Source organism: Ruegeria sp. CDSA077 (assembly GCF_059612265.1).
This window is the reverse complement of sequence record NZ_JBXWQG010000002.1, coordinates 176,767-199,719: the sequence shown is the minus strand read 5'-3', so window position 1 is coordinate 199,719 and position 22,953 is coordinate 176,767. Positions and strand designations below refer to the sequence as shown.

Annotated in this window: 22 protein-coding genes; 10 read left to right on the top strand and 12 right to left on the bottom strand. The window is 57.1% G+C overall.

Features of this window, described 5'->3' with window-relative positions; genetic code table 11:
• Positions 1-94: 94 nt before the first annotated feature.
• Positions 95-880, top strand: a complete 786-nt coding sequence (rlmJ, locus tag AC2FLE_RS08140) for a 23S rRNA (adenine(2030)-N(6))-methyltransferase RlmJ (protein WP_496696364.1) — start codon at positions 95-97, stop codon at positions 878-880.
• A gap of 181 nt (positions 881-1,061) precedes the next feature.
• Here rlmJ and AC2FLE_RS08135 read toward each other — a convergent pair whose 3' ends face one another.
• Positions 1,062-2,633, bottom strand: coding sequence for a 2-isopropylmalate synthase (locus tag AC2FLE_RS08135; protein ID WP_496688927.1), 1,572 nt, complete (start codon positions 2,631-2,633; stop codon positions 1,062-1,064).
• Between the two features lie 283 nt (positions 2,634-2,916).
• On the opposite strand from AC2FLE_RS08135, the gene AC2FLE_RS08130 reads away from it, so the two are divergent.
• The gene (locus AC2FLE_RS08130; RefSeq protein ID WP_496696362.1) at positions 2,917-3,582 is read left to right on the top strand and encodes an SDR family NAD(P)-dependent oxidoreductase; all 666 of its coding nucleotides are present in this window, start codon (positions 2,917-2,919) and stop codon (positions 3,580-3,582) included.
• A gap of 6 nt (positions 3,583-3,588) precedes the next feature.
• Here the strand turns inward: AC2FLE_RS08130 and AC2FLE_RS08125 are convergent, their stop codons facing one another.
• Positions 3,589-5,058, bottom strand: a complete 1,470-nt coding sequence (locus tag AC2FLE_RS08125) for an MORN repeat-containing protein (RefSeq protein WP_142635608.1) — start codon at positions 5,056-5,058, stop codon at positions 3,589-3,591.
• A gap of 146 nt (positions 5,059-5,204) precedes the next feature.
• On the opposite strand from AC2FLE_RS08125, the gene AC2FLE_RS08120 reads away from it, so the two are divergent.
• The 3 genes from AC2FLE_RS08120 to AC2FLE_RS08110 all read left to right on the top strand — a co-directional run bounded on the left by AC2FLE_RS08120 (position 5,205) and on the right by AC2FLE_RS08110 (position 8,886).
• On the top strand, positions 5,205-6,863 hold the full coding sequence (locus AC2FLE_RS08120; RefSeq protein WP_496696360.1) for an NAD+ synthase: 1,659 nt from the start codon (positions 5,205-5,207) through the stop codon (positions 6,861-6,863).
• 288 nt (positions 6,864-7,151) lie between these two features.
• Positions 7,152-7,403 carry a hypothetical protein gene (locus AC2FLE_RS08115; protein ID WP_496696358.1) on the top strand — a complete coding sequence of 84 codons (252 nt, stop codon included), beginning with the start codon at positions 7,152-7,154 and terminating at the stop codon, positions 7,401-7,403.
• Positions 7,404-7,557: 154 nt separating this feature from the next.
• A complete protein-coding gene (locus tag AC2FLE_RS08110; protein WP_496696356.1) occupies positions 7,558-8,886 on the top strand; it encodes an NAD(P)/FAD-dependent oxidoreductase in 1,329 nt (442 codons plus the stop codon).
• Between the two features lie 3 nt (positions 8,887-8,889).
• Here the strand turns inward: AC2FLE_RS08110 and AC2FLE_RS08105 are convergent, their stop codons facing one another.
• Positions 8,890-9,822, bottom strand: a complete 933-nt coding sequence (locus AC2FLE_RS08105; protein ID WP_496696354.1) for an MBL fold metallo-hydrolase — start codon at positions 9,820-9,822, stop codon at positions 8,890-8,892.
• Between the two features lie 140 nt (positions 9,823-9,962).
• Here AC2FLE_RS08105 and gltX point away from each other — a divergent pair, with 140 nt between their 5' ends.
• Positions 9,963-11,288, top strand: a complete 1,326-nt coding sequence (gltX, locus tag AC2FLE_RS08100; RefSeq protein ID WP_496696352.1) for a glutamate--tRNA ligase — start codon at positions 9,963-9,965, stop codon at positions 11,286-11,288.
• Positions 11,289-11,340: 52 nt separating this feature from the next.
• On the opposite strand, the gene AC2FLE_RS08095 is transcribed toward gltX, so the two are convergent.
• Positions 11,341-11,910, bottom strand: a complete 570-nt coding sequence (locus tag AC2FLE_RS08095) for a gamma-glutamylcyclotransferase family protein (protein ID WP_142635620.1) — start codon at positions 11,908-11,910, stop codon at positions 11,341-11,343.
• Between the two features lie 93 nt (positions 11,911-12,003).
• Here AC2FLE_RS08095 and AC2FLE_RS08090 point away from each other — a divergent pair, with 93 nt between their 5' ends.
• Positions 12,004-12,450 carry an RrF2 family transcriptional regulator gene (locus AC2FLE_RS08090; RefSeq protein ID WP_496691756.1) on the top strand — a complete coding sequence of 149 codons (447 nt, stop codon included), beginning with the start codon at positions 12,004-12,006 and terminating at the stop codon, positions 12,448-12,450.
• A 2-nt stretch (positions 12,451-12,452) separates the two neighbouring features.
• Here the strand turns inward: AC2FLE_RS08090 and AC2FLE_RS08085 are convergent, their stop codons facing one another.
• Both AC2FLE_RS08085 and AC2FLE_RS08080 read right to left on the bottom strand, forming a co-directional pair.
• Positions 12,453-14,981: an ABC transporter permease gene (locus AC2FLE_RS08085; RefSeq protein ID WP_496696351.1), complete on the bottom strand. Its 2,529-nt coding sequence runs from the start codon at positions 14,979-14,981 to the stop codon at positions 12,453-12,455.
• A complete protein-coding gene (locus tag AC2FLE_RS08080; protein WP_496696350.1) occupies positions 14,978-15,673 on the bottom strand; it encodes an ABC transporter ATP-binding protein in 696 nt (231 codons plus the stop codon). Before AC2FLE_RS08080 ends, AC2FLE_RS08085 begins: the two co-directional genes overlap by 4 nt.
• A 26-nt stretch (positions 15,674-15,699) precedes the next feature.
• On the opposite strand from AC2FLE_RS08080, the gene AC2FLE_RS08075 reads away from it, so the two are divergent.
• Complete coding sequence (locus AC2FLE_RS08075) at positions 15,700-16,359, top strand: arylesterase (protein WP_496696348.1); 660 nt, start codon at positions 15,700-15,702, stop codon at positions 16,357-16,359.
• Here AC2FLE_RS08075 and AC2FLE_RS08070 read toward each other — a convergent pair whose 3' ends face one another.
• The 6 genes from AC2FLE_RS08070 to AC2FLE_RS08045 form a co-directional block, all read right to left on the bottom strand.
• Complete coding sequence (locus tag AC2FLE_RS08070; RefSeq protein WP_496696346.1) at positions 16,360-16,917, bottom strand: L,D-transpeptidase; 558 nt, start codon at positions 16,915-16,917, stop codon at positions 16,360-16,362. It abuts the gene before it with no gap.
• A 179-nt stretch (positions 16,918-17,096) separates the two neighbouring features.
• Entirely contained in the window at positions 17,097-17,303 is a 207-nt protein-coding gene (locus tag AC2FLE_RS08065; RefSeq protein ID WP_142635630.1) for a cold-shock protein, read from the bottom strand.
• A gap of 411 nt (positions 17,304-17,714) precedes the next feature.
• Complete coding sequence (locus AC2FLE_RS08060; protein WP_496696343.1) at positions 17,715-18,104, bottom strand: hypothetical protein; 390 nt, start codon at positions 18,102-18,104, stop codon at positions 17,715-17,717.
• Positions 18,101-18,625 (bottom strand): hypothetical protein, encoded by a 525-nt coding sequence (locus AC2FLE_RS08055; protein WP_496696342.1) that lies wholly within the window; start codon positions 18,623-18,625, stop codon positions 18,101-18,103. The genes AC2FLE_RS08060 and AC2FLE_RS08055 overlap by 4 nt, the downstream gene beginning before the upstream one ends.
• A 35-nt stretch (positions 18,626-18,660) precedes the next feature.
• Positions 18,661-20,316 carry an energy-dependent translational throttle protein EttA gene (gene ettA, locus AC2FLE_RS08050; RefSeq protein ID WP_282021610.1) on the bottom strand — a complete coding sequence of 552 codons (1,656 nt, stop codon included), beginning with the start codon at positions 20,314-20,316 and terminating at the stop codon, positions 18,661-18,663.
• Between the two features lie 93 nt (positions 20,317-20,409).
• Entirely contained in the window at positions 20,410-21,699 is a 1,290-nt protein-coding gene (locus tag AC2FLE_RS08045; protein WP_496696340.1) for a KAP family P-loop NTPase fold protein, read from the bottom strand.
• A 187-nt stretch (positions 21,700-21,886) separates the two neighbouring features.
• On the opposite strand from AC2FLE_RS08045, the gene AC2FLE_RS08040 reads away from it, so the two are divergent.
• Positions 21,887-22,270, top strand: a complete 384-nt coding sequence (locus AC2FLE_RS08040) for an MOSC domain-containing protein (RefSeq protein ID WP_496696339.1) — start codon at positions 21,887-21,889, stop codon at positions 22,268-22,270.
• Between the two features lie 32 nt (positions 22,271-22,302).
• Positions 22,303-22,923, top strand: a complete 621-nt coding sequence (locus tag AC2FLE_RS08035) for a nicotinate-nucleotide adenylyltransferase (RefSeq protein WP_496696338.1) — start codon at positions 22,303-22,305, stop codon at positions 22,921-22,923.
• Positions 22,924-22,953: the final 30 nt, after the last annotated feature.

Genomic DNA, 22,953 nt, shown 5'->3' with positions numbered 1-22,953 from the left:
ATGTCTTATAGGGTGCCATCTCGCCCGGTAAAAGGGCTGATTCCGCGTAACTCAGCACCTTTCCGCCTTATTGAGAGGGACTTTAGAAGGCAACATGCTCTCTTATCAACACATTTACCACGCCGGGAATCTGGCTGATGTTCAAAAGCACGCTCTTTTGGCATGGGTACTGGACTATCTGACGCGAAAAGATAAGCCGATAACCTATCTGGAAACCCATTCCGGGCGTGGCCTGTACCAGTTAGACGCAGCAGAAGCCGTGCGCACAGGCGAGGCAGCCGTAGGTATCAAGCGAGCGCAGCGCGAAGGGTGGTTCCCAGCAGATCATCCTTTGTCTCTGGCGTTGGCCAAGGTCCATGAACGGCACGGGGAAAACAGCTATGCCGGTTCACCGCTGATCGCGGCCAACCTGCTGAGGGATCAGGACAGTCTGCATTTCGCAGAGCTGCACCCGCAGGAATACGCGGCATTGTCGATGACCATGTCCCCCTTTGGGGCAAAGGAGTACAAACAGGACGGGTTTGAGCTGGCGCAGTCTTTGCTGCCACCAACGCCGCGGCGCGGGATGCTGTTGATTGATCCCAGCTATGAGGTGAAGGCGGATTATGACCGGCTACCGGGCGTGATCTCAAAACTGCACCGTAAATGGAATGTGGGCGTCATCGCGCTGTGGTATCCGATCCTGACCGATCAACGTCAGGCCCCGATGGTTGCCGCGTTGAAGGCGCAGGGCTTTCCCAAGGCGATCTGTCATGAAGTCCGGTTTGCACCTGCGCGGGAAGGTCATCGAATGGTCGGATCAGGGATGTTCCTGCTGAACGCGCCCTTTGGCATCCAAGATGAAATGGATCGCTTGTCTCAGCTGTTCAAAGGGCTGTGACGCCAGTCTGATTTCGGACCACAGGGTTCTCCCGCCCCATTTGCCAGCATCTAAAGATGCCATCAAACGTGTTGGGCCCGGCAGCGCGCCGCAGGCGCGCTGCCGGGCCCAAAGCCGCAAGGGCGTCCGGCGTAGCCGGGCACCCGCGGGTGCGGGAGCCCTTGGGAGTGTCATCCGGCTGTCAGGTCAGGTCCTTATAGCTGATTTCACGCGTGTCTGCACCTGGCCCGGCCTTTTCACGGCGCATGATCAGGCGGTTCAGTGCGTGGATATAGGCCTTGGCGGATGCCACGACCGTATCGGTATTCGCTGACTGACCGGTGGCGATCATGCCGTCCTCTTCCAGCCGAACCGATACGGTTGCCTGCGCATCAGTACCCTCGGTCACAGCATGGACCTGATACAGTTGCAGGCGGGCGGTGTTGGGATAGATTCGGCGAACGGCTTTGAAGGTGGCATCGACTGGACCGTCGCCATGTTCGGTCGCGACAATGTCCTTGCCATCCACTTCCAGCTCGACCGTCGATTCCGCCTGACCGCCGGTGCCGCAGGTGACTTTCATCGAAACCAACTGCAGGTGATCGTCGGCCTCATCATCCTGGCTCATCAACGCGATCAGGTCGTCGTCAAAAACCTCTTTCTTGCGGTCGGCCAGATCCTTGAACCGCACGAAGATGTCCTTGAGCTGATTGTCTCCGACCTCAAAGCCCAGCGTTTCCAGCTTATCGCGCAACGCAGCCCGGCCCGAGTGTTTGCCAAGCGGCAAAGAGGTGCCCGACAGGCCGATATCTTCAGGGCGCATGATCTCGAAATTCTCTCGGTTCTTCAGCATGCCGTCCTGATGGATTCCGCTTTCATGCGCAAAGGCATTCTTGCCGACAATGGCTTTGTTGAACTGAACCGGGAAGCCCGCAACCGTCGCAACCCGTCGCGAGATATGCATGATCTTGGTGGTGTCGATGCCAGTATGCCACGGCATGATGTCATTGCGGGTGCGCAGCGCCATCACAACTTCTTCCAGTGCAGTATTGCCCGCACGCTCGCCAAGGCCATTGATGGTGCATTCGATTTGACGCGCACCACCAGCGACAGCCGCCAGTGAGTTCGCCGTCGCCATGCCAAGATCGTTGTGGCAATGGGTGGCAAACACCACCTCATCCGCGCCCGGAACCGTTTCGATCAGGCGCTTGATCAGGTCAGCGGATTCGACAGGTGCCGTGTAACCGACAGTGTCGGGGATGTTGATCGTCGTGGCACCGGCCTTGATCGCGATCTCGATCACACGGCACAGATAATCCCACTCGGTCCGGGTCGCATCCATCGGCGACCACTGTACATTTTCGCACAGGTTGCGGGCGTGGCTGACGGTTTCGTGGATCTTGTCAGCCATCTCGTCCATGGTCAGGTTCGGAATGGCACGGTGCAGTGGAGAAGTGCCGATGAAAGTGTGGATGCGGTTCTTGCCAGCGTGTTTGATCGCCTCCCAGCAGCGGTCGATATCAGCGAAATTCGCACGGGCCAACCCACAGATGCGGCTGTTTTGTGATCGCTCGGCAATCTCGCTGACGGCTTTGAAGTCGCCTTCTGATGCGATCGGGAAACCGGCCTCGATGATGTCGACACCCATCTCGTCCAGCAGTTCCGCGATTTCCAGCTTTTCGGCATGAGTCATGGTCGCGCCGGGGCTCTGCTCGCCGTCGCGCAAAGTGGTGTCAAAGATCAAGACGCGGTCTTGGTCGGTCACATTGGTCATGGGATTCTCTTTCTTCTTCTGTCCTAAAGCCTATGGCGCGCGGGCGTCCTCCTCTGAGCGGGCGCGCCGGGTGGCACGCTCAGAGGCGGATTAGGATCAGTAGGCCACGCAGAGACGCACCGCAGGGGGCGGTGTCGGCAACAAGGATATCTGCGCGGTTGATCATGGGGTTGAGCTTATACAGCGCATGCGGGGAATGAAAAGTAGGAATTTCATGCAGACGTCAAAACCTGCACGAACCGTGACGGTTGATTGCCGAGTGAAGACCGCTAGTTGATCCGGAATGGAGAAAGCTCTCATCATAGGTGCCTCGGGTGGTATCGGTGCCGCGCTGCAAAGGCTGTTGACCATGCAATCCGTAGACGTAACCACCTTGTCGCGTTCTGCAGATGGTTTCGACCTCACGAATGTCGAAGCTGTCGGCCCGGCTCTGGAAGCATTGCAATGCCCGTTTGACATGATCTTCATTGCGACGGGTGCTTTGGAAATCAATGGTGCACAGCCGGAGAAGTCCATCATATCAATTTCAGCGCAGGCAATGATGGACCAGTTTGCCCTGAATGCGGTTGGTCCGGCCCTTGTGCTGTCACACGCTGCGCGGCTGCTACCACGGGGTAGGCGATCTGTCGTGGCGGTGTTGTCCGCCCGCGTCGGATCAATCGGAGATAATCAGCTGGGGGGATGGATCAGCTATCGGGCCTCAAAAGCTGCGGCCAATCAGATTGTGCGCACATCCGCGATTGAGCTGGCCCGCACCCACAAACAGGCGATCTGTGTGGCTCTGCATCCGGGCACAGTGCGTACAGAATTCACGCGCAAATATGTTGGGCGACACCCGACCGTTGAATCGGATGAAGCCGCGCGAAACCTGCTGAGCGTCGCCAGGGCGCTTGTGCCCGCAGACACGGGCGGGTTCTTCGACTGGGCTGGAAAACCTGTGCCGTGGTGAGACCCGCTAACCGTCAGAGGCAGGGCTGGTTGCCGTTGTCGCGCTGTCGTCTGCCGGAGCACTCTCCTGCGGCTCGCTGGTGTTTTCACCCGGCAGAACACCGTTTTCCCAGACGCCGGTTTCTTCTTTGCCGTCAGCATAGCGCATCGTGCCGTCACCGTGGCGTTTGTTGTCCAAAAACCCACCTTCGTACACGTCACCAGTCGCATAGGTGGCGGTTCCGGTGCCGCTGATCTTCCCCTCGACCCAACCGCCTGTATAGGTGAAGCCGCGCGGTGTGGTTATCGATCCTTGCCCGTGGCGCTGCCCATCTTTGAAATCGCCCTTGTAGGTCGTTCCGTCCGGGAAGCTGGCTGTGCCCTCGCCCTGGCGCGCACCGTCGACCCAATCGCCTTCATATTTGTACCCGTTTGCAAATGTCAGAACACCGGTGCCGTGGTTCAGACCGTTCTTGAACTGCCCATCGTAGATGGCGCCGTTCGGGTAAGTGGCCTTGCCCTGACCCTCGAAGACTCCGGCGATCCAGTCGCCGTCGTAAATCAGGCCATCAGGATAGGTGTGCATTCCTTTGCCATGGGGCAGGTCTGCACTGAAATCACCGACATAGGTCGAACCGTCAGGATAGGTCAGCTCTCCGAGGCCCTCAATCTGGCCGTCTTTCCATTCACCAGTATAGTCGAACCCGTCCGTGCCCAGAAAACGGCCTTTGCCGTGGCGGCGATCATCGTGATAGTCACCTTCGTAAATGGCGCCACTGGCATAGGTTGCCTTGCCTTTGCCCTGTCGGCGCCCATCAAAAAAGTCGCCTTCATACAAATCGCCATTGGCTTGCAGTAGACGGCCTTTTCCGGTCATGCGATTTTCGGACCAGTCACCCGTATAACTCATACCTTCCGGCCGTGTCAGGCTACCTGTGCCATGACGCTTGCCGTCTTTGATGTCGCCCTCATACACGTTGCCTTTGGCTGAGGTGATCTTGCCTTTGCCCTGTTTGACCCCGTCGACCCAGTCGCCCTCGTATACCTCTCCGGTCGGGTCGGTCAGAGTGCCTTTGCCGTGGTGCCGGGCATTCTTGAACCCACCTTCGTATTTCGCTCCGTTGGCATAGACGGCGACTCCTTGGCCGTTGAACGAGCCATCGGCCCATTCCCCTTCATAGCTGCCACCATCAGCATAGATGATCGTTCCGAACCCTTCGGGTTGACCGTTGGCAAAGGCGCCCTGATAGATCGATCCGTTAGCATAGCGCGCAATACCCTGGCCCTGAATTTCGCCTTCGATCCATTCGCCTTCGTATTCGAAACCATCCGGCAACTGGTAGGTGCCGGTTCCGTGCCGCAGGCCATTTAGGAACGTGCCTTCGTATACGCCGCCCACTTCGTCATCGGCCACGACTACCTGATCGTTCTGCGCGAAGGCGGTCAGCGCTGACAGGGTCAATGCAACTGCGGCGATTGAAGTGCGAAAAACGTTCATGTTTGGTCCTGTCTGCGCGAGCATCGTGCTTTTGCGCAAAACTAGGATACCGACGCAGGCAGGGCAACGGCTTTTGCCTTATTGGTCTTTCACTCGCGGTGCGATCTGGTAAATGGCAATAGGACAGACGAGGGCAAGAGGGCAGTATGGCCGACCGTTTCCGTATCACTCTGGCGCAGCTCAATCCCATTGTCGGGGATTTGGAAGGCAATGCGGCCAAGGCTTTTTCTGCGTGGGAGCAGGCGCGCGAGGCCGGTGCCCAACTTGTTGCTTTCCCCGAGATGTTCATCACCGGCTATAATACGCAGGACCTTGTGATCAAGCCTGCGTTCCACAAAGCCGCAATGAAAGCTGTTGAGGCGCTTGCGGAACGTTGCGCCGATGGACCTGCGATTGCGATCGGCGGGCCGTGGTTCGAAGATGACCGGCTGTATAACGCCTATCTCATCCTCAAGAACGGCAGGATCAGCAGTAAAGTGCTGAAACATCACCTGCCGAATGAGACAGTCTTTGACGAAGTGCGCCTGTATGATTCCGGCCCGCTGGGCGGTCCCTATTCGGTTGGCAACCCTCGGATCGGCAGCCCAATCTGCGAAGACAGCTGGCATCCGGATGTTGCCGAGACGCTGGAGGAGACAGGAGCCGAATTTCTGTTGATCCCCAACGGCTCGCCTTATTTCCGAAACAAATATGATGTGCGCCTGAACCATATGGTGGCGCGCGTGGTTGAGACCGGATTGCCGCTGATTTACCTGAACATGGTCGGGGGGCAGGACGATCAGGTCTTTGACGGGGCGACCTTTGGGTTGAATCCAGGCGGAGAACTGGCATTCCGTATGCCTGTGTTCGACGAAGCGATAGCGCATGTGGATCTTGAACGCGGCGACGCAGGTTGGCGCATAATTCCGGACGAGATTGTGCCGCAGCCAGATGCGTGGGAGCAGGACTATCGCGCGATGGTCCAGTCTCTGGGTGATTACATGGCTAAAACCGGGTTCAAAAAGGTTGTTCTGGGTCTGTCTGGTGGCGTTGATTCAGCCCTTGTCGCGGCAATAGCGGTTGATGCGATTGGCGCTGAAAATGTTCGCTGCGTGATGTTGCCGTCGGAATATACCAGCCAGGATTCTTTGGATGATGCCGAAGCGGTGGCTAAGGCGTTGGGTGTTCACTATGATTTCGTCCCTATCGCACAGGGGCGCGCGGCGATCACGGATACGCTTGCCCCATTGTTTGCCGGGCGAGACGAAGATCTGACCGAAGAAAACATCCAGTCCCGCCTGCGGGGGCTGTTGCTGATGGCCCTGTCGAACAAGTTCGGCGAGATGCTGCTGACCACAGGCAACAAATCCGAAGTCGCCGTTGGATATGCCACGATCTATGGGGATATGAACGGTGGTTATAATCCGATCAAAGACCTGTACAAAACCCGCGTGTTCGAGACCTGCCGCTGGCGCAATGCCAATCATCGCGGCTGGATGAAAGGCCCTGAGGGTGAGGTCATCCGACCCTCGGTCATCGACAAACCTCCTAGTGCCGAGTTGCGCGAAGACCAGAAGGACAGTGACAGCCTGCCGGATTATCCGGTTCTGGACGCCATTCTGGATATATTGGTTGATCAGGATGGGTCGATCGCGGATTGCGTGGCCGCCGGGTTCGAAGAAGCCGTTGCGCGCCGGATCGAACATTTGGTCTATATCAGCGAATACAAACGGTTTCAGTCCGCCCCGGGGACACGTTTGACCAAGCGGGCATTCTGGCTGGATCGCAGGTATCCTATCGTGAATCGTTGGCGCGACAGGACCTGACGCCTTACAGGAATCACCATTTTGACGCGAAAACTGTTTCCATTTTACGGGCAATAGCCGCGTGCTTCTGGAACTGTTTTTATTTTTGAGTGTAGTGGCTTAGATTCTCTTGGGCGTTTCCGAGCCCCCCTTGATGCCCGGTCTTTTTTTTGCCACATTTTAGCTTGATTGTTGCCCCATGTGGGGCGGATGCGACGCATTGTGGGAAATAGGTGTTAATGAGCTTTCCCATCGGTCTTTAGCGACGCGTCCGAAATTGGATGTCTGAGTTAACGATTTGGTGCCATTATGTACGATGAATACGATAAACCGCTTCATTCACCGCCAAAATGGCGGTCTATGCAATCCGAAGGTCGGTCTCTGGATGAGGCAAAGGTAGATGCTGCCATTGCCAATTTGTTGAATGAAGAGGTGCCCAAAGAGGAATCCACGACGGTGAGCCCCTGCGCGCAGTTTCTGGAAACAGAAGCCGAGGTGCCGGAAGGCGGTATCGCTACCTCTTTGCGTCAGAAACTGGCTGAATTGTGCGGCGCGGCCTGAAGTTTTCAAAATCCTGAATTAGATGCGCTGGCTTGCCACGTTGGCCGAATGGTCACAGGCCTGAGCAATAGTCATTGAAGCGAAGTTTCTTCTGTTGCGTCTGTCCTGATCCCGCGCCTTCATTGCGGTCCGTGCAATGAATTATGAGCGGTTGATGCCTGGCCCCAAGCCTAATGCTGTTGAACCCGATCTAAAGCTGCCAAAAGCCGTTGATGTTGTTGTCATTGGTGGAGGAATTATTGGGGCTTCAACTGCCCTCGAACTGTCAGAGCGGGGAATGTCTGTCCTTCTGTGCGAAAAGGGACAAATTGCCGCCGAGCAGAGTTCGCGGAACTGGGGATGGGTGCGTTTGGGTATGCGCGATCCTCGGGAAATCCCGCTGATGCAGGAATCACAGCGTATCTGGGCGCAGCTCGATCAACGCACCGGGCGCAAGACAGGTTTCACACAGGCCGGTATCCTGTTCGGCGCCTCTGGCAAGCGGGAACAGAGCAATCTTGAACGCTGGCTTCGCCATGTGGAGGGGTTGAATACTGGGGCAAGGATGGTGTCCGGGGCTCTGTTGGCGGAACTTATGCCAGACCATCAGACGGGGTTGGATTGCGCATTGTTTATGCCGCAAGACGGTAGGGCGGAACCGCAATGGGCTGCACCCGCAATCGCCGAAGCTGCGCGTGACCGGGGGGCCCTGTTGATGACCAACTGTGCAGTGCGCTGTCTGGATACAGAGGCGGACCGTGTCGTCGGTGTCTTCACAGAACGCGGTCGCGTGGCCTGCGGCAATGTCGTACTGGCGGGCGGTGCGTGGTCGCGCTTGTTTGCAGGGAATGCCGGAGTTGATTTTCCACAACTGAAGGTGCTGAACACCGTATTCCGAACCTCTCCGGTTTCCGGTCCTGAGGCTGCCTTGTGGTCGGACGATTTTGCAATACGCAAGCGGGACGACGGAGGGTATACGATTGCGTCCGGGCACGAAAACACCGTTGATATCGTGCCGGATAGCCTTCGTCTGGCGTGGCAATTTCTTCCTGCGTTTCGCCAGGAGTGGCGGTCGCTGCGGTTTCGGGTGTCGAAGCGGTGGGCCGAGGAGGCGCGACAAGATCGGAGGTGGTTGCCCACGGATGTGACACCGTTCGAACTTTGCCGCACTCTGGATCCCGAACCATCGCGCCGGGCGTTGCGGCGGGCTTGGAAAAGCGCAATCAGTGGTATTCCCGCGCTAAAGCAGGCTGAAATCGTTCAGAGTTGGGCAGGGATGATTGATGTAACGCCGGATGCGATCCCGATCATCTCGCACGTGGACCACAGGCCCGGCCTGTTCATCGCTACGGGTTTCTCGGGTCATGGGTTCGGGATCGGGCCCGGTGCCGGGCGGCTGATGGCTGATCTGGTCTCGGGCAATGTCCCCTGTGTTAATCCGGCCGTTTTCCGCCTGTCCCGCTTTGTGGACGGGTCGAAAATCCGGCCGGACCTGGGGTATTAGACGTTAACCCATCATCTGATAGCTGACCGGGACAAATCGGAACCCATCGCCGCGCGCCTCGACGTAACCGGCTGCGGGGAAGGGCATGTGATATCCGATCATCGGGATTTTGTCCGCCGCCAGCATCCCCAGCACATTGCGGCGTGAAGCGGTGGCTGCGACTTTGTCCATGTCGAACTTTACCTCCCACTCGGGACGAGCAAAAGACCACACATAGTGATTGGCCAGATCGGCCGTTAGAACCAGGCGTTGGCCATTGCTTTCCAGATGAAAGACTGTGTGTCCGGGTGTATGCCCGTGCGCTGAAACGGCCGTTATTCCGGAAAGAACTTCGCCATTATCCCCGACAAAGGTCATCTTTTCGGCCAACGGAGTAACTTTCGCGGCGACTAGATCACCAACCCGATTGCCAGAATCCTGAGCGGCCCAAAAGTCATATTCGGTCGATGCGGTGACATAGCGCGCGTTCGGGAAAGTCGGCGCGTCATTTGTGGTCATGCCGCCAATATGGTCAGGGTGCATATGGGTGATGACAACGACGTCGATTTGATCCGGGTTCACGCCTGCATCTGCCAATGCCGCCTGAATGCCGCCTTGCCCAAGGCCAGTATCAAACAGCACAAGTTCAGATCCGGTATTGACCAGCGTTGGTGTGAAAAAGAACTGGGCTTTATCGGCAGGAATAAAATTCTGGGCCGATACGTTTGCAAATTCCTCATCCGTGGCACCGCCGCCGAAAATCTCTTTGGCGCCATCGCGCGGCAGGCTGCCATCCAACAGAGTTGTTACGGTGAAATCGCCCAGCTGGAACGATTTCGCGATGGTTGAATTCGCTTTGGTATCGCTTGCTGCAGCCAGGATTGGGGTAGCAGCTGATGCAAAAGGCAATGCTGCCGCCGCGCCCAGTGCGGCCCTACGAGTTAGTGTAACGGTCATTTTGAGATCTCCCTGTGTGTGCCAGCACTTTGAAGATAGGGTATCGCCCGAGGATTGCCACCTGACGTTGGCGTGAACCGGTGCGGTGGCTGGACAATTTGCCCATCCTGTGAGAAGAGCCGCGCCAACAGGAGACTCCTATGACAACCACCCGTTTCGCCCCGTCACCCACCGGTTACATCCATGTGGGCAACCTGCGCACAGCTCTGATGAACTACCTGATTGCCCGCAAGGCTGGCGGCACCTTCATCCTGCGTATCGACGACACAGACCCCGAGCGATCGAAGGAAGAATATGTCGATGCCATCAAGCAGGACCTCGAGTGGTTGGGCCTGCATTGGGACCGGGTCGAACGACAGTCCGAGCGTCTGGACCGCTATGCCGAGGCAGCCGACAAGCTGCGCGAGATGGGTCGTTTCTATGAGGCTTTCGAAACCCCGACCGAGCTAGACCTCAAGCGCAAGAAGCAGCTGAATATGGGCAAGCCGCCGGTTTATGACCGCGCAGCATTGAACCTTAACGACGCCGAGAAAGACGCGCTGCGGGCAGAACGTGGCAACGGAGTCTGGCGCTTTAGGCTGGATCATGAACGGATCGAGTGGACCGACGGCATTCTGGGCGATATTTCGATTGATGCGGCCTCGGTCTCTGACCCGGTTCTGATCCGGGGCGACGGTCAAGTTCTGTACACGATTGCGTCGGTGGTCGATGATACCGAAATGGGTGTGACCGATGTGGTGCGTGGCTCGGACCATGTGACCAATACCGCGACGCAGATTCAGATCATCCAAGCGCTGGGTGGTACTTGCCCGCGTTTTGCACATCATTCTCTGCTGACCGGCCCCCAGGGCGAGGCGCTGTCTAAGCGACTGGGCACGCTGGCTCTGCGTGATCTGCGCGAGCAGGGCGTACAGCCGTTAGCATTGCTCAGCTTGATGGCACGTCTGGGCTCTTCCGACCCGGTTGAGTTGCGGACAGAGATGGCCGAGCTGATCGATGGATTTGACATTGGTCGTTTTGGTGCCGCACCGACCAAGTTTGACGTTCAGGACCTGTTTCCGTTGACGGCAAAACACCTGCAATCTTTGTCATTGGCCGACGTTGCGGATGCTGTGGCAGATGCGGGCGTACCGGCCGAACTGGCCGAACCGTTCTGGGCCATGGCCCGCGAGAACATCACCACTCTGGCAGACCTGAAAGGGTGGTGGGAGCTGTGCCGTAACGGTGCCGAACCTCTGATTGCCGATGAAGACCGAGAGTTCATCACCGAGGCCGTGGCGTTGTTGCCAGAAGGCCCGTTCGACGGCGAGACATGGGGGCAGTGGACCAGCGCGGTGAAAGACGCGACAGGCCGCAAGGGCAAGAGTCTGTTCATGCCTTTACGCAAGGCACTGACAGGGATGGAGCGCGGCCCCGAGATGGCAACCCTGTTGCCCCTTTTGCAGGTGATCCGCGCGCGCGGCTGATCTTAGTGCCTTAGATTGTGATAAGACGTGGTCTCCTGGCCGCGCCTTTTTTCTATAAGGTCTTTACGATCTGGGCTGCTATTCGCTTCAGCCGATCATCCACAAAACAAGTCTCATCCGGTTTCAATGCCTGGTGGCGCGGATACCGCGGCTCTGCCCGGTCATTCAGGATCGGGGCGTCCCAGCCATCAGTGGTGGCAAAAAAGCGATCGGCGCCCTCGGACCCGAACGCACGCAAATAGCCTTGCACAACCACGTCGATATAGCTCATCAGCAGGGGGTGGCGCCGGCTGGCCGCGGATTGACGGTCATCAGGTACGGCATAAACAGCGATCTCAACCTCGTGTGGCAGAGAATGGGTGACGGCCTTAGTCGCTGGAACGCGGTCGTAGGCCCACTCACGTTGATCCAGCGCGTCCCAGTCATTGCCTGGGACATGGGCAATCATGCCGTCGATTTCAGAAGTGGGATCCGGAATGGCGGTCAAGAAAGCGACCGGGCGCAAATCGGTATGCCGCCAGGCCCGCCGCCATCCCTTCAACTGCGCGGGATGCGGGTCGGGGAAATCGTGGGTCGCGAGATTCACGAGGCTGCCGTAGCCAAAGAAATAGGGGTCTGCCATGCGGGATCACTTCTGACCGGGAATTGATGTATGTCAAACCGCTTTTTTGCCCAACATGCAATAAGGCAGCATGTTGAACTTAGGGAGGCAAACATGCGGATAACCAAGCGGACAAATATTGCTGTGCGCCTACTGATGTATTGTGCAGCAAATCCAGACAGGTTGGTGACCAAATCCGAGATCGCAAAGACCTGCAATATCTCGGAAAACCACTTGGCGCAGGTGATCAACCAACTCAGCCAGTTAGATTATCTGAGCACTCATCGCGGTCGCAATGGTGGTATGGTACTCGCTAGATCTGCTGATCAGATACGGATCGGTTCGGTTTTTCGACATATCGAGGGCGACTTGCCGATTGCCGAGTGCTTTGCGGATGCCGACAATACATGCCCGCTCACCAACGCCTGCCGGCTGCGCCTTGCGCTGCGGGACGCGGCCGAGGTTTTTTATGCCTCGCTGGACGAAATCACGCTGGATTCGCTGGTGTGTGACAATGCAAATCTGCTGACGATTTTGCAGCCCGTCGCCTGCGTCCGATAAACTCAGTCGCTGGCGCGCAAGATGCGCGCCGGGCGAACGGCAAGGGGTTTCAAGGCAAAGATCAGCCCCGCGCCTAGCGTGACGATGATCCCGGCCAATACGATGCCGATGGCAGATGGCCAGATGACGTCAAAGCTGGTGTCGAAAATATATGTCGCAACCGCCCAGCCGCCGAGGATGCCCACCATCAGGGCTACAATTCCAGCGGCAGACCCCAGCAGAACAGCCCGAAGGGCAAAGCTGATTAATATGCGCCGTCGGTCGGCACCGATGGTCTTCAGGACTGCGGCCTCGTACCGCCGGGCTGGTTCACCCGCTGCCGCGGCGCCGATCAGGACCAGAAAGCCGGTTAGCAGCGAAACACCAGCCCCATAAGACGTCGCAGCGGCCAACCCGGCCAGCAGACCCGAGACCCGGTCAATCGCATCGCGGACACGGATTGCGGTGATATTGGGGAATTTACCCGCCAGATCACGAAGGATCGCGGCTTCGGCCTGCTCTTCGGCATAGACGGTGGCAATGAAGCTATGCGGTGCGCCGGCCAGGGCCGACGGGTTCATGGACATGATGAAACCCATCCCGGCGGTCGAGAAATCCACCTCGCGCAGAGAGGTGAGCTCTGCGGTGATGTCGCGCCCCAATATGTTGACGGTCAGTTGGTCACCCAGCTTCAGGCCCATCTCTTCGGCCTCTTCAGCGGCGAAGCTGACCTGAGGCGTTCCGGAATAGTCTTCGGACCACCATTCCCCGGCGGTGACCCGTGCGTTCGAGGGCGGGGCGTCGGAATAGGTGACCCCGCGGTCGCCTTCCAGTACCCAGTGGTCCCCGGCGACCTCAATCGCGGGCTGCCCGTTAATCTGCGTGATGATCCCGCGCAGCATGGGCGCGCTTTGGATCCGGCTTACGGCAGGGTCGTTTTCCAGCCGTTCGGTAAAGCCGGGCATCTGCTCTTTCTGGATATCGACGAAGAAATATGAAGGGGCGACATCGGGCAGGTTTCCTGAAATCGCGTTTCGCAGGGTGCCGTCGATTTGCCCGACTGCGGCCAGTACCGACAGGCCCAACCCCAGCGACAGGACAACCGATGCGGCCCCTTCGCGCGGATCGGAAATGGCCGACAGGGCCCATCGCAGGGGAGGATTCCCTCGGGCGGGTTTTGTGGTCAGGCGCGCCAGTTTGCGGATCGCCATCGCTGCAATCGAAAGCAGAACCAGCGCTCCGGCCAGCCCGCCGCTGGTCCAAAGGGTCAGGCGGGTCGATCCGCTGAAAAAGGCGGCTGCGCTGATCAGCGCCGCAAGCCCGATGCCTGTGGCCAGAACATATTTTGCACGAGGCAAGAAGCGCGCCGAAGACAGCGCATCGCGAAACAGGGTGGCTGCACGGATTTCTTCAGTACGGGCAAGGGGCCAGAGTGTGAATAAAAAGGCGGTGAGCACGCCGTAAAGCGCGGCTTCAGCCAAAGGCTGCGGATAGAACGAGAACACTGCGGGCACAGGCAGGCGAGTTTCGATCAGCGGCGCAAGCAGCAGAGGCACCGATCCACCCAATATGATGCCCAGAAAAATGCCGATGCCAGAGAGAATACCGATCTGGATCAGATAAGTCTGAAACACGGTCGCCCGATCGGCACCCAAAGTACGCAAGGTAGCAATGGTTTCAGTCTTTTGCGCCAGATAGGCGCGCACCGCTGCAGATACGCCGATGCCGCCAACAGCCAGCCCGGATAGTCCAACCAGAACCAGAAAAGCGCTGAGCCGGGCAACAAATTCTGAAATGCCGGGGGCACCGTTCCGTGCATCGGTCCACCGCATTCCGCTGCCTTCAAGGGCTTCGCTTGCCTGCGCCGAAAGAGCTGTAAGATCAGACCCCGGCGGCAGATCCAGACGGTATTTGGTGGAAAACAGAGTACCCGGTGCCAATAATCCGGAATTCAGCAAGTCCTGTGTGCGGATCAGCGTGCGCGGACCCAATCCAAACCCATCCGCCGCCCCGTCCGGTTCGTGGATCAGGGCTGCCGTCAGGACAAATTCCTGCGTCCCCAGTGAAAACCGATCCCCAACCGATAGCTGAAGCCGGTCGATCAGAGAGGGGTCCATCACGGCGCCGGGCAGCCCCAGCTGCCCCTTCAACGCGTCAGCCAGGGGCATCTGGGGCTCTAGTACGGGCTTGCCCAGCAAAGGATAGGCGTCATCAACGGATTTGACCTGCGTAAGCGCGCGCTGAGGTTCAGCATTCTGCTGCGTGACTGCCATTGACCGAAAATCTACCACTTCCGAGATGGCCGTGGCTGCGCCGCTCATCCATGCGCGTTCGGCCTCATCCGCAAAGCGATAAGTGAATTCCAGCTGTGCATCCCCGCCCAGCAGAGCCGCGCCTTCTTGCGTCAGTCCGGTTTGGATGGCGTGGCGGACCGAACCCACAGCGGCAATGGCAGCGACCCCAAGTGCAAGACAAGCCAGAAACACCCGAAAACCGCGCAGACCTCCGCGCAGTTCCCGCCGCGCCAGCCGCCCGGCCATCCGCAGGCTCATTCGGCAGCCTCTTGCCTTGTGTCATCGGCAATCCTTCCATCGCGCAGCCGGACAACACGGTTACATCTGCGCGCAAGGCTGTGGCTATGGGTCACCAGAACCAAAGTAGCACCATGCCTGTCGCGCAGGCCAAGCAGCAGGTCAATGATGGCGGCTCCGTTTGTTTCGTCCAGATTGCCGGTAGGCTCATCCGCCAGCAGGATCTGTGGTCGCGGGGCAGAGGCACGGGCTAGCGCGACGCGCTGCTGCTCTCCACCGGAGAGCTGCGCTGGATAATGGTCGCGTCGATGCGTCAGCCCAACGGACTCCAATTCGGCTTCGGCCCGTTGAAAGGCATCTTTGTGACCGGCCAACTCCAGCGGTGTGGCCACGTTCTCAAGGGCGGTCATCGTGGGGATCAGGTGGAAATTTTGAAATACAACGCCCATGCTGTTGCGTCGGAACCGCGCGAGCTCGTCTTCGTTCATGCGGGTCAGATTTTGCCCGAGTGCGGTTACCTGGCCGCCCGTCGCCTGTTCCAGCCCGCCCATCAGCATCAGTAACGACGATTTTCCTGACCCGGACGGCCCAATCAGACCCAGTGTCTCGCCCTTGTGTACGGAAAGCGTGATGTCGTGCAGGATATCTACCTGACCGGCATTGCCATCCAGCGATAAAGCGGCATTTTCAAGTGATAGAACAGTTGAGATCATGGGTTGGTCCGAACCGAGGTAATCAAATGGGATATGGAGCAGTTGAGATGTTGCGCAAGTCTTTGATGCCGGTGCTTATCACGTGTTGCGGCTTTGCGGCCACAGCAGAAATCGTAGTGATTGCCGCTCTCGGGGATTCTTTGACTCAAGGGTACGGCCTGCCCGAGCAAGACGGATTTGTTCCGCAGCTGGATCGTTGGTTGAAAGATCACGGAGCGGATGTGCGCCTGATCAACGCGGGCGTATCCGGAGATACCACTGCCGGAGGGGCCGCGCGTGTGGACTGGACACTGACACCCGACGTGGATGGGATGATTGTCGCATTGGGCGGGAACGATCTGTTGCGAGGGCTTGATCCGGCAGTTGCACGCGCAAATCTTGAGACGATCTTGAAAGCAGCAGATAGCGCTGAGGTCGCCGTGTTGTTGGTCGGGATGCAGGCGCCGGGGAATTACGGCCCAGATTACAAAGCCGCATTTGATGCGATCTACCCCGATCTGGCGGATCGATATCAGACTGGATACGCGCCAAGTTTTTTCACAGGTTTGACTGCGGCAGGAAACCCCGAAGAAGTACGGGAACACATGCAGGCAGATGGCATCCATCCCAACGCCAGTGGTGTGGCCCTCATCGTTGAAGACCTTGGACCAAAGGTTTTGGAACTTGTGAAATCAGCAGAAGATTGATCAGACGACCGTCACAACTGTTCCAATCGGCACCCGCTGGTACAGGTCGATGACATGCGTGTTCAGCATGCGTATACATCCGTTCGAGGCCGCACGGCCTATGGTCTGCGGCTGAGTAGTCCCGTGAATTCGGAAATAAGTGTCAACGCCGTTCTCGAACAGATAAAGCGCCCGTGCACCTAACGGATTGCCGTCACCGCCAGGCTGCACATAGTCGTTATCCTTGAAACGAGCATATGTAATTGGCTCACGCTCGATCATTTCATTGGTGGGGCGCCAGGTGGGCCACTCCTTTTTGACGTCTATGGTCGCTGTTCCGGTGAACTCCAGCCCGGCTTTGCCCACCCCGCACCCGTAACGGATTGCCTTGCGAGGTTCTGTTACGAAGTACAGATAGAACGAGCGTGGAACCACCAGAAGCTGGCCTGGCAGGAATTGCTTTTTGATTCGAACAAATTGTGGAGTGGGGTCGTATTCGACGGCTTTCTTTGCCGACGCGGCGGTCGAAACAAGGCTTGCTGCTGCTGTTGCAGTCAGGAATGTACGGCGTGTCAACATATCAGCTCTCTTCAATACAACAGAAAAATCATGACCATAGTGTCCGGATGATATCCGATCCGGTCAATCGTCGGGGAAGAGTAACTGAATTGTGATGTAATCGCCGGGACACACTTTTACAGGTGGTCGCTCAGGCACAAATAGAAAAGGGCAGAGGAAAACCCTGCCCTTATAGCGGCTTACGCCAGCTGGATGTCGTCGGCGCTTTCGCGACCGTCACGACCCGAGCGCAGCTCGTACGTGACTTTCTGGTTGTCGGCCAGACCGGTCAGGCCCGAGCGTTCGACGGCCGAGATGTGTACAAAGATGTCTTTGCCGCCATCTTCGGGTGCAATAAAGCCATAGCCTTTGGTGGTGTTGAACCATTTTACGGTGCCTGAAGGCATATCCGTGCTCTCCTTATCTGGTGCTGCCCACGGAGTTGCGGCAGCCTGGCGTCGTCGTCTGTATCGATAGACTGAGCGCCGTAGAAGGAGACAGTGGGTCGAAATAGAAACGTTAGCACTCTGGGTATGGCATTGAGTGGCGCGTGTGACAAGGGTGGATTATCCGGAAGGTACTGTGTTTTCAGGGGTCAAGGGGTGTTTTGAACGGGATTCCGCCGAGCAATGGGCAACCCACCGCGTGGCCGAATTCGGCAAACCATCGTGACAATCGCGCGGATCGAGTTGATCCGGAATGGAGTGGTGGTGTCACCGTGGGCACGTTTGGAGAGCCGAAGGATTGCAGAGCCCAGCCTACAGAATTGGGAGGGAGGGGAGCGAACGCCCATCCTACGTTTGCATTAGGTTCTTTGTTCAGATCGGCTTTGCCAAGTCTCCTTGCTCGGCATCCAAATCTTCGACAACTGTCGATGGGTTCTCCTCAATTTCTTCCTCACCAATGCCCAGCAGTGCAATTGTACCAGTCTTTTTGATAATCCTCTTTCGCCCTGGGATGTTTCTCGTCGAAATGCTCTCGAGTGTCGATAGTCGTTCTTGAACGTGGGTTACTCGGGCTCGGCCGATGACTATTTCCAGCTGCCCGAGATTATCGCCGGTATCTGGGTCCACAATCTGTTCGCCAAGTCTAAAAATAAGGAACTTGTCGCCTACTTGTGCGCCATCCTTTTGGCCGCGGTTGATCGCTACTTTCTGCTCGTCAATCACGAAAACAACTTTCGCCAACTTCTCATAGGTGGTCGTCATTTGTAATGTCCCGGTTTGATAACAATCTGCTGTTTTGCCGCCCGCAACGTTTCCATATAGTTTACATCGGTGTCATCGCGTATCGCTAGCTGAACGAGGCCATTGGATTGGATGTTAATTACCTCGGCTGAGCAAACCATGCGTTCAAAATCGTCTTCCATCACAAATAGCATTGCTCCAACGCCAATACCTAGCCAAGGGCTGCCCTCAACTATGATAATGCCATCCTCTCTAACAACACGGACGGTCGGTGAAGACATGAACTCTTTTGGTTGCCAAGATAGAACAAGCCACGCGATCAATAGGATGGCATACCAGTAGAAACCGTTGATCAATAAAAGGCTACTATTTTCTGTTGCCCATTGGTTGCCATTCCAAAGAGATAACACCAAGAAAATCACACCAAGAAAACCGCCAATTGCGGCTATGGCGCCAGCGTAGCTTAGGACGTTCTTCTTAAAAATCGGATGCAACAATGTCGATTTCGCAATAATTCTCAGTATCGTGCGGCGAGTATGCACCAATTTCTTCGCCGCACAAGTTATCGCTCAATATTTTACCGCGCAAACTTCTTATGCTTCAACCGCTTCGGCTCCAGCGCGTCTGGTCCCAGACGGCGTTTTTTGTCCTCTTCGTAATCCTCGAAGTTGCCCTCGAACCACTCGACATGGGCATCACCCTCAAACGCCAGAATATGCGTGCAGATCCGGTCGAGGAAGAAGCGGTCGTGGCTGATGACCACGGCGCAGCCGGCGAAATCGACAAGGGCGTCTTCCAGCGCGCGCAGGGTTTCGACGTCGAGGTCGTTGGTGGGTTCATCCAGCAGCAGGACGTTGCCGCCCTCTTTCAGCAAGCGGGCCATGTGGACTCGGTTGCGCTCGCCCCCTGACAGCAAGGAGACCTTTTTCTGCTGGTCGCCGCCCTTGAAGTTGAAGGAGGAGCAATAGGCGCGGGAATTGACCTGCGCGTCGCCCAGCTGGATGATCTCGGCGCCGCCGGTGATCGCCTCCCATACGGTGTCGTTGTCCTTGAGGTCGTCGCGGGACTGGTCGACATAGGACAGTTCAACCGTGTCGCCAAGCGTGATGGTGCCTGCGTCGGGCTGCTCTTGACTAGTAAGCATCTTGAACAGGGTCGATTTACCGGCGCCGTTGGGCCCGATGACGCCGACAATTCCGCCGGGGGGCAGGGTAAAGTCGAGGTTCTCGATCAGTTGCTTATCGCCCATGTGTTTGGACAGGCCTTCGACCTCGATCACCTTACCGCCAAGGCGCTGGCCGTTGGGGATGACGATCTGTGCGCGGGTCAGCTTTTCGCGCTCGGACTGTTCCGCCAAATCATTATAGGCGTTGATCCGGGCTTTGGATTTGGCCTGACGGGCCTTCTGGCCTTGGCGCATCCAGTCGAGTTCGCGTTGCAGGGTCTTCTGCTTAGACTTGTCCTCGCGGGCTTCCTGCTCCAGCCTTTTGGCCTTTTGTTCCAGCCACGCGGAATAGTTGCCCTCGTAAGGCAGACCACGACCCCGGTCGAGTTCGAGGATCCAGCCGGTGATACTGTCGAGGAAATAGCGGTCGTGAGTGACGATCAGGATGGTGCCCTTGTAGTCGATCAGGTGCTGTTGCAGCCAGGCGATTGTTTCGGCATCCAGGTGGTTGGTCGGCTCGTCGAGCAGCAGCATGTCGGGCGCTTCGAGCAGCAATTTGCACAGCGCGACGCGGCGTTTCTCACCCCCTGAGAGGTTGGCGATATTGGCATCATCCGGCGGGCAGCGCAGCGCCTCCATCGAAACGTCGATCTGGCTGTCGAGATCCCAGAGGTTCTGGCTGTCGATCTCGTCCTGCAGCTTGGCCATCTCATCCGCGGTTTCGTCTGAGTAGTTCATCGCCAATTCGTTATAGCGGTCGAGTATCGCCTTTTTCTCGGCCACGCCCAGCATGACATTTTCGCGCACGCTGAGGCTTTCGTCCAGCTTCGGTTCCTGCGGCAGGTAACCGACTTTGGCGCCTTCGGCCGCCCAGGCCTCGCCGGTGAAATCCTTGTCGAGACCGGCCATGATCTTCATCAGGGTCGATTTACCGGCACCGTTGACGCCGACAACACCGATTTTCACACCGGGCAGAAAGCTCAGGTGGATGTTTTCAAAGCACTTCTTGCCACCGGGATAGGTCTTGGAGACACCCTGCATGTGGTAGACATATTGATAGGCGGCCATGTCGCGTCCTTTGGGTCGGAGAAATTTGGTTGGGCGGTGTGATAGCGGATGCGTGGGGTGGGGGCAATCGTGGATGAATGCGCGACCCCTTACTTATTCGACTTCAAGACTTCTTGTGTCGAATACTTCAAGGTAATCTTCGCAGATCGAGGCCAGAAAGTTGTCTGGAATACGTCTTCCGGTACTTCCGAAATACTCTTGATGGTGCTGTCCTGCCGCGTTCAACGCAGAGACCCAACCATCAATCTTCTCTACATCTATTTTGAAGATCAGTAGAAGATTTTCCAACGTTAATTCATTGTTTCTCATTTTTTCGTAGATGGTCGGAGCGCATATTTTTAACATCGCAGGAACCACCAAAAATTCGTATGGTGTCTCACGGATGCTTCGGAGTGGGATTAGCGCGAGAACAGTCAGTATCCGCTGAATTGTCCGAGGAGTCATCGGCGCGGAACCTAAATAGCGTTCTAGTAGGTCGCGAGTGATACCATGGATTTCCGGTGGTAACTTCAACTGTCCAGATGCAAAATCGAAGTATTGCACATAGTCTTGTGTGTATTGGATCTTTCTGGGCAGGTTTAACTTTATAGAATAAAATTTTTGAAGGTATGCGTCGGCTTCTGTTCCGCTTCCATACCTTGCTTTGACGCTATTTTGTAGTTGCTCCAGATTGACACCCAGAACAAAGTGGACGCCTCCTACGTTGAAAAAGTGTTTAACGATTTCGAGCAGCGAAAGCGCATAGTCTGGGCGGCAGCGGTCCAGCTCATCTACGACGATAACGAGTTTTCGAGCTGGCACTCCGTCCTTGTCAGGCTCAGTCAAGTCAATCAAAGCTTGCCTGAAACCCTCCATCGCTGCGCGTTTCCCGTTCTCTCTTTTCCAGAAACCGGCCACGGCTCCATCCAATTCTACGGAAGCAGTGTTGATTGCAGCCTCTGCCAGTTCGTCTGCTTTGGTCACAAGCCCAGCTGTCACCACTGAAACTCCGGCGCGAATAACTGCTCGACCGAGGGCGGGGGCTACATGTTTGGCCTTGTTCCAAGCCTTCTGAGCTTTTTTGTCATCGGCCTCGTCAAATCGGTCAGCAATTACTCCCGTCAACGCAATCAAAGGATCATCCAAAAAGTCATGTTTGAACGCATCGAAATAGACGGTCTGTGTTGTATTCTCTTCACGTTTTAAATGCTCACCAACCCAGCATTTCAGAAAGAACGATTTGCCAGACCCCCATTCTCCATCCAGAGCAATCACCAGCGGATCATCGATGCGTTCGACCAATTCTGACAGGTTGTCGCCAGTCGCCTCACGCGAGAGTTTGTCGTGCTCGGCAAAGCCGTCTTCATAAAGCTTGATCCTGGGTTCGGGAATGGTCAGGCGCATGTTTGGTTCCAATTCACAAATCAATCAGCGCTACTATTAGCGGTTGGGTCGGGAAGGGCCAGATGGCTAGAAAGGGGGAGAAGTGGAAATTTCGGAATCTCTTATGTCCCTGAAAAATCTCATAGCGGGCTGGGCGCAGTCGGGGAGGATTTCGTGGATTGGCCTCCGGTCGGCGCGGAGGGTGGACATGGTTTCGGTCGACGAAGCTATGGTTTTCGGCGAGGGGCTTAAGGGCGATCATAGCCGTCCGGGAAAGCGGGCAGTTACATTGATCCAGCAGGAACACCTGTCGGCGATGGGCTCTTATCTCGGGCAGGGCCCGGTCGCGCCTGAAATCCTGCGGCGCAATCTGGTGGTTTCGGGGATCAATCTGGCGGCGCTCAAGGGGCGTGAGGTGCTGGTGGGCGAGGCCATCCTGCGTTTCACCGTGATCTGCGCACCGTGCAGCCGGATGGAGGAGGCGCTGGGCAAGGGGGGCTATTCCGCCGTTCGGGGTCATGGCGGTTGGTGCGCCGAGGTGGTGCGGCCCGGGCGGGTCAGGTTGGGCGACGCTGTGCAACCTGTTGATTGACAACCCCGCCGAGTTCTGAACATCAGCTAGAGATGCAGCGTAGCTCTATCCCATATGCGCGGCCCGGGCAGGTCGTGGGGTTGTTCGGGGGGTCATTTGATCCGCCGCATCAGGGTCATGTGCATGTGACACTCGAGGCAATGAAGGCCTTTGGGCTGGATCGGGTGTGGTGGCTGGTCTCTCCGGGCAATCCGTTGAAAGAGCGCGGGCCTGCGCCATTGGCGCGGCGGGTGAAGGCAGCGCAAGCTGTGATGCAGCATTCACGTGTCGAGGTGACGGATATCGAGGCCCAGACCGGCACACGCGCCACGGCGGATACTGTCGCCGCCCTGCAGAAGCTTTATCCGCAGGTCAGGTTTGTCTGGCTGATGGGCGCGGATAACCTGGCGCAATTCCATAAGTGGAAGGATTGGCAGTCGATTGTTGAAACCGTACCGGTTGGCGTTGTTGCCCGTCCCGGAGACCGCATCTCTGCACGTATGTCCCCTGCGGCGCGTCGCTATGCCAAATACCGCATCGACGGGCAGGCGCGGCATTTACTGGGCCGGGCACAGGCCCCGGCATGGTGCTTTGTGAATGTACCGATGCTGGATGTCAGTTCGACCCAGTTGCGCATTCATGGGGATTGGGGCAACAAGGTGTTGCCTGAATAGCCCCTGTGGGCCCATAATTCGGATCTCAGG

Excerpts from the sequence above, each read along its gene's own strand:
- AC2FLE_RS08120 (WP_496696360.1), top strand. The coding sequence starts at position 5,205 with ATGGCCGACCGTTTCCGTATCACTCTGGCGCAGCTCAATCCCATTGTC.
- AC2FLE_RS08135 (WP_496688927.1), bottom strand. The coding sequence starts at position 2,633 with ATGACCAATGTGACCGACCAAGACCGCGTCTTGATCTTTGACACCACT.
- AC2FLE_RS08110 (WP_496696356.1), top strand. The coding sequence starts at position 7,558 with ATGCCTGGCCCCAAGCCTAATGCTGTTGAACCCGATCTAAAGCTGCCA.
- AC2FLE_RS08080 (WP_496696350.1), bottom strand. The coding sequence starts at position 15,673 with ATGATCTCAACTGTTCTATCACTTGAAAATGCCGCTTTATCGCTGGAT.
- AC2FLE_RS08115 (WP_496696358.1), top strand. The coding sequence starts at position 7,152 with ATGTACGATGAATACGATAAACCGCTTCATTCACCGCCAAAATGGCGG.
- AC2FLE_RS08095 (WP_142635620.1), bottom strand. The coding sequence starts at position 11,910 with ATGGCAGACCCCTATTTCTTTGGCTACGGCAGCCTCGTGAATCTCGCG.
- AC2FLE_RS08065 (WP_142635630.1), bottom strand. The coding sequence starts at position 17,303 with ATGCCTTCAGGCACCGTAAAATGGTTCAACACCACCAAAGGCTATGGC.
- gltX (WP_496696352.1), top strand. The coding sequence starts at position 9,963 with ATGACAACCACCCGTTTCGCCCCGTCACCCACCGGTTACATCCATGTG.
- AC2FLE_RS08060 (WP_496696343.1), bottom strand. The coding sequence starts at position 18,104 with ATGACGACCACCTATGAGAAGTTGGCGAAAGTTGTTTTCGTGATTGAC.
- rlmJ (WP_496696364.1), top strand. The coding sequence starts at position 95 with ATGCTCTCTTATCAACACATTTACCACGCCGGGAATCTGGCTGATGTT.
- ettA (WP_282021610.1), bottom strand. The coding sequence starts at position 20,316 with ATGGCCGCCTATCAATATGTCTACCACATGCAGGGTGTCTCCAAGACC.
- AC2FLE_RS08130 (WP_496696362.1), top strand. The coding sequence starts at position 2,917 with ATGGAGAAAGCTCTCATCATAGGTGCCTCGGGTGGTATCGGTGCCGCG.
- AC2FLE_RS08105 (WP_496696354.1), bottom strand. The coding sequence starts at position 9,822 with ATGACCGTTACACTAACTCGTAGGGCCGCACTGGGCGCGGCGGCAGCA.
- AC2FLE_RS08045 (WP_496696340.1), bottom strand. The coding sequence starts at position 21,699 with ATGCGCCTGACCATTCCCGAACCCAGGATCAAGCTTTATGAAGACGGC.
- AC2FLE_RS08040 (WP_496696339.1), top strand. The coding sequence starts at position 21,887 with ATGGTTTCGGTCGACGAAGCTATGGTTTTCGGCGAGGGGCTTAAGGGC.
- AC2FLE_RS08125 (WP_142635608.1), bottom strand. The coding sequence starts at position 5,058 with ATGAACGTTTTTCGCACTTCAATCGCCGCAGTTGCATTGACCCTGTCA.
- AC2FLE_RS08070 (WP_496696346.1), bottom strand. The coding sequence starts at position 16,917 with ATGTTGACACGCCGTACATTCCTGACTGCAACAGCAGCAGCAAGCCTT.
- AC2FLE_RS08075 (WP_496696348.1), top strand. The coding sequence starts at position 15,700 with ATGGGATATGGAGCAGTTGAGATGTTGCGCAAGTCTTTGATGCCGGTG.
- AC2FLE_RS08090 (WP_496691756.1), top strand. The coding sequence starts at position 12,004 with ATGCGGATAACCAAGCGGACAAATATTGCTGTGCGCCTACTGATGTAT.
- AC2FLE_RS08085 (WP_496696351.1), bottom strand. The coding sequence starts at position 14,981 with ATGAGCCTGCGGATGGCCGGGCGGCTGGCGCGGCGGGAACTGCGCGGA.
- AC2FLE_RS08035 (WP_496696338.1), top strand. The coding sequence starts at position 22,303 with ATGCAGCGTAGCTCTATCCCATATGCGCGGCCCGGGCAGGTCGTGGGG.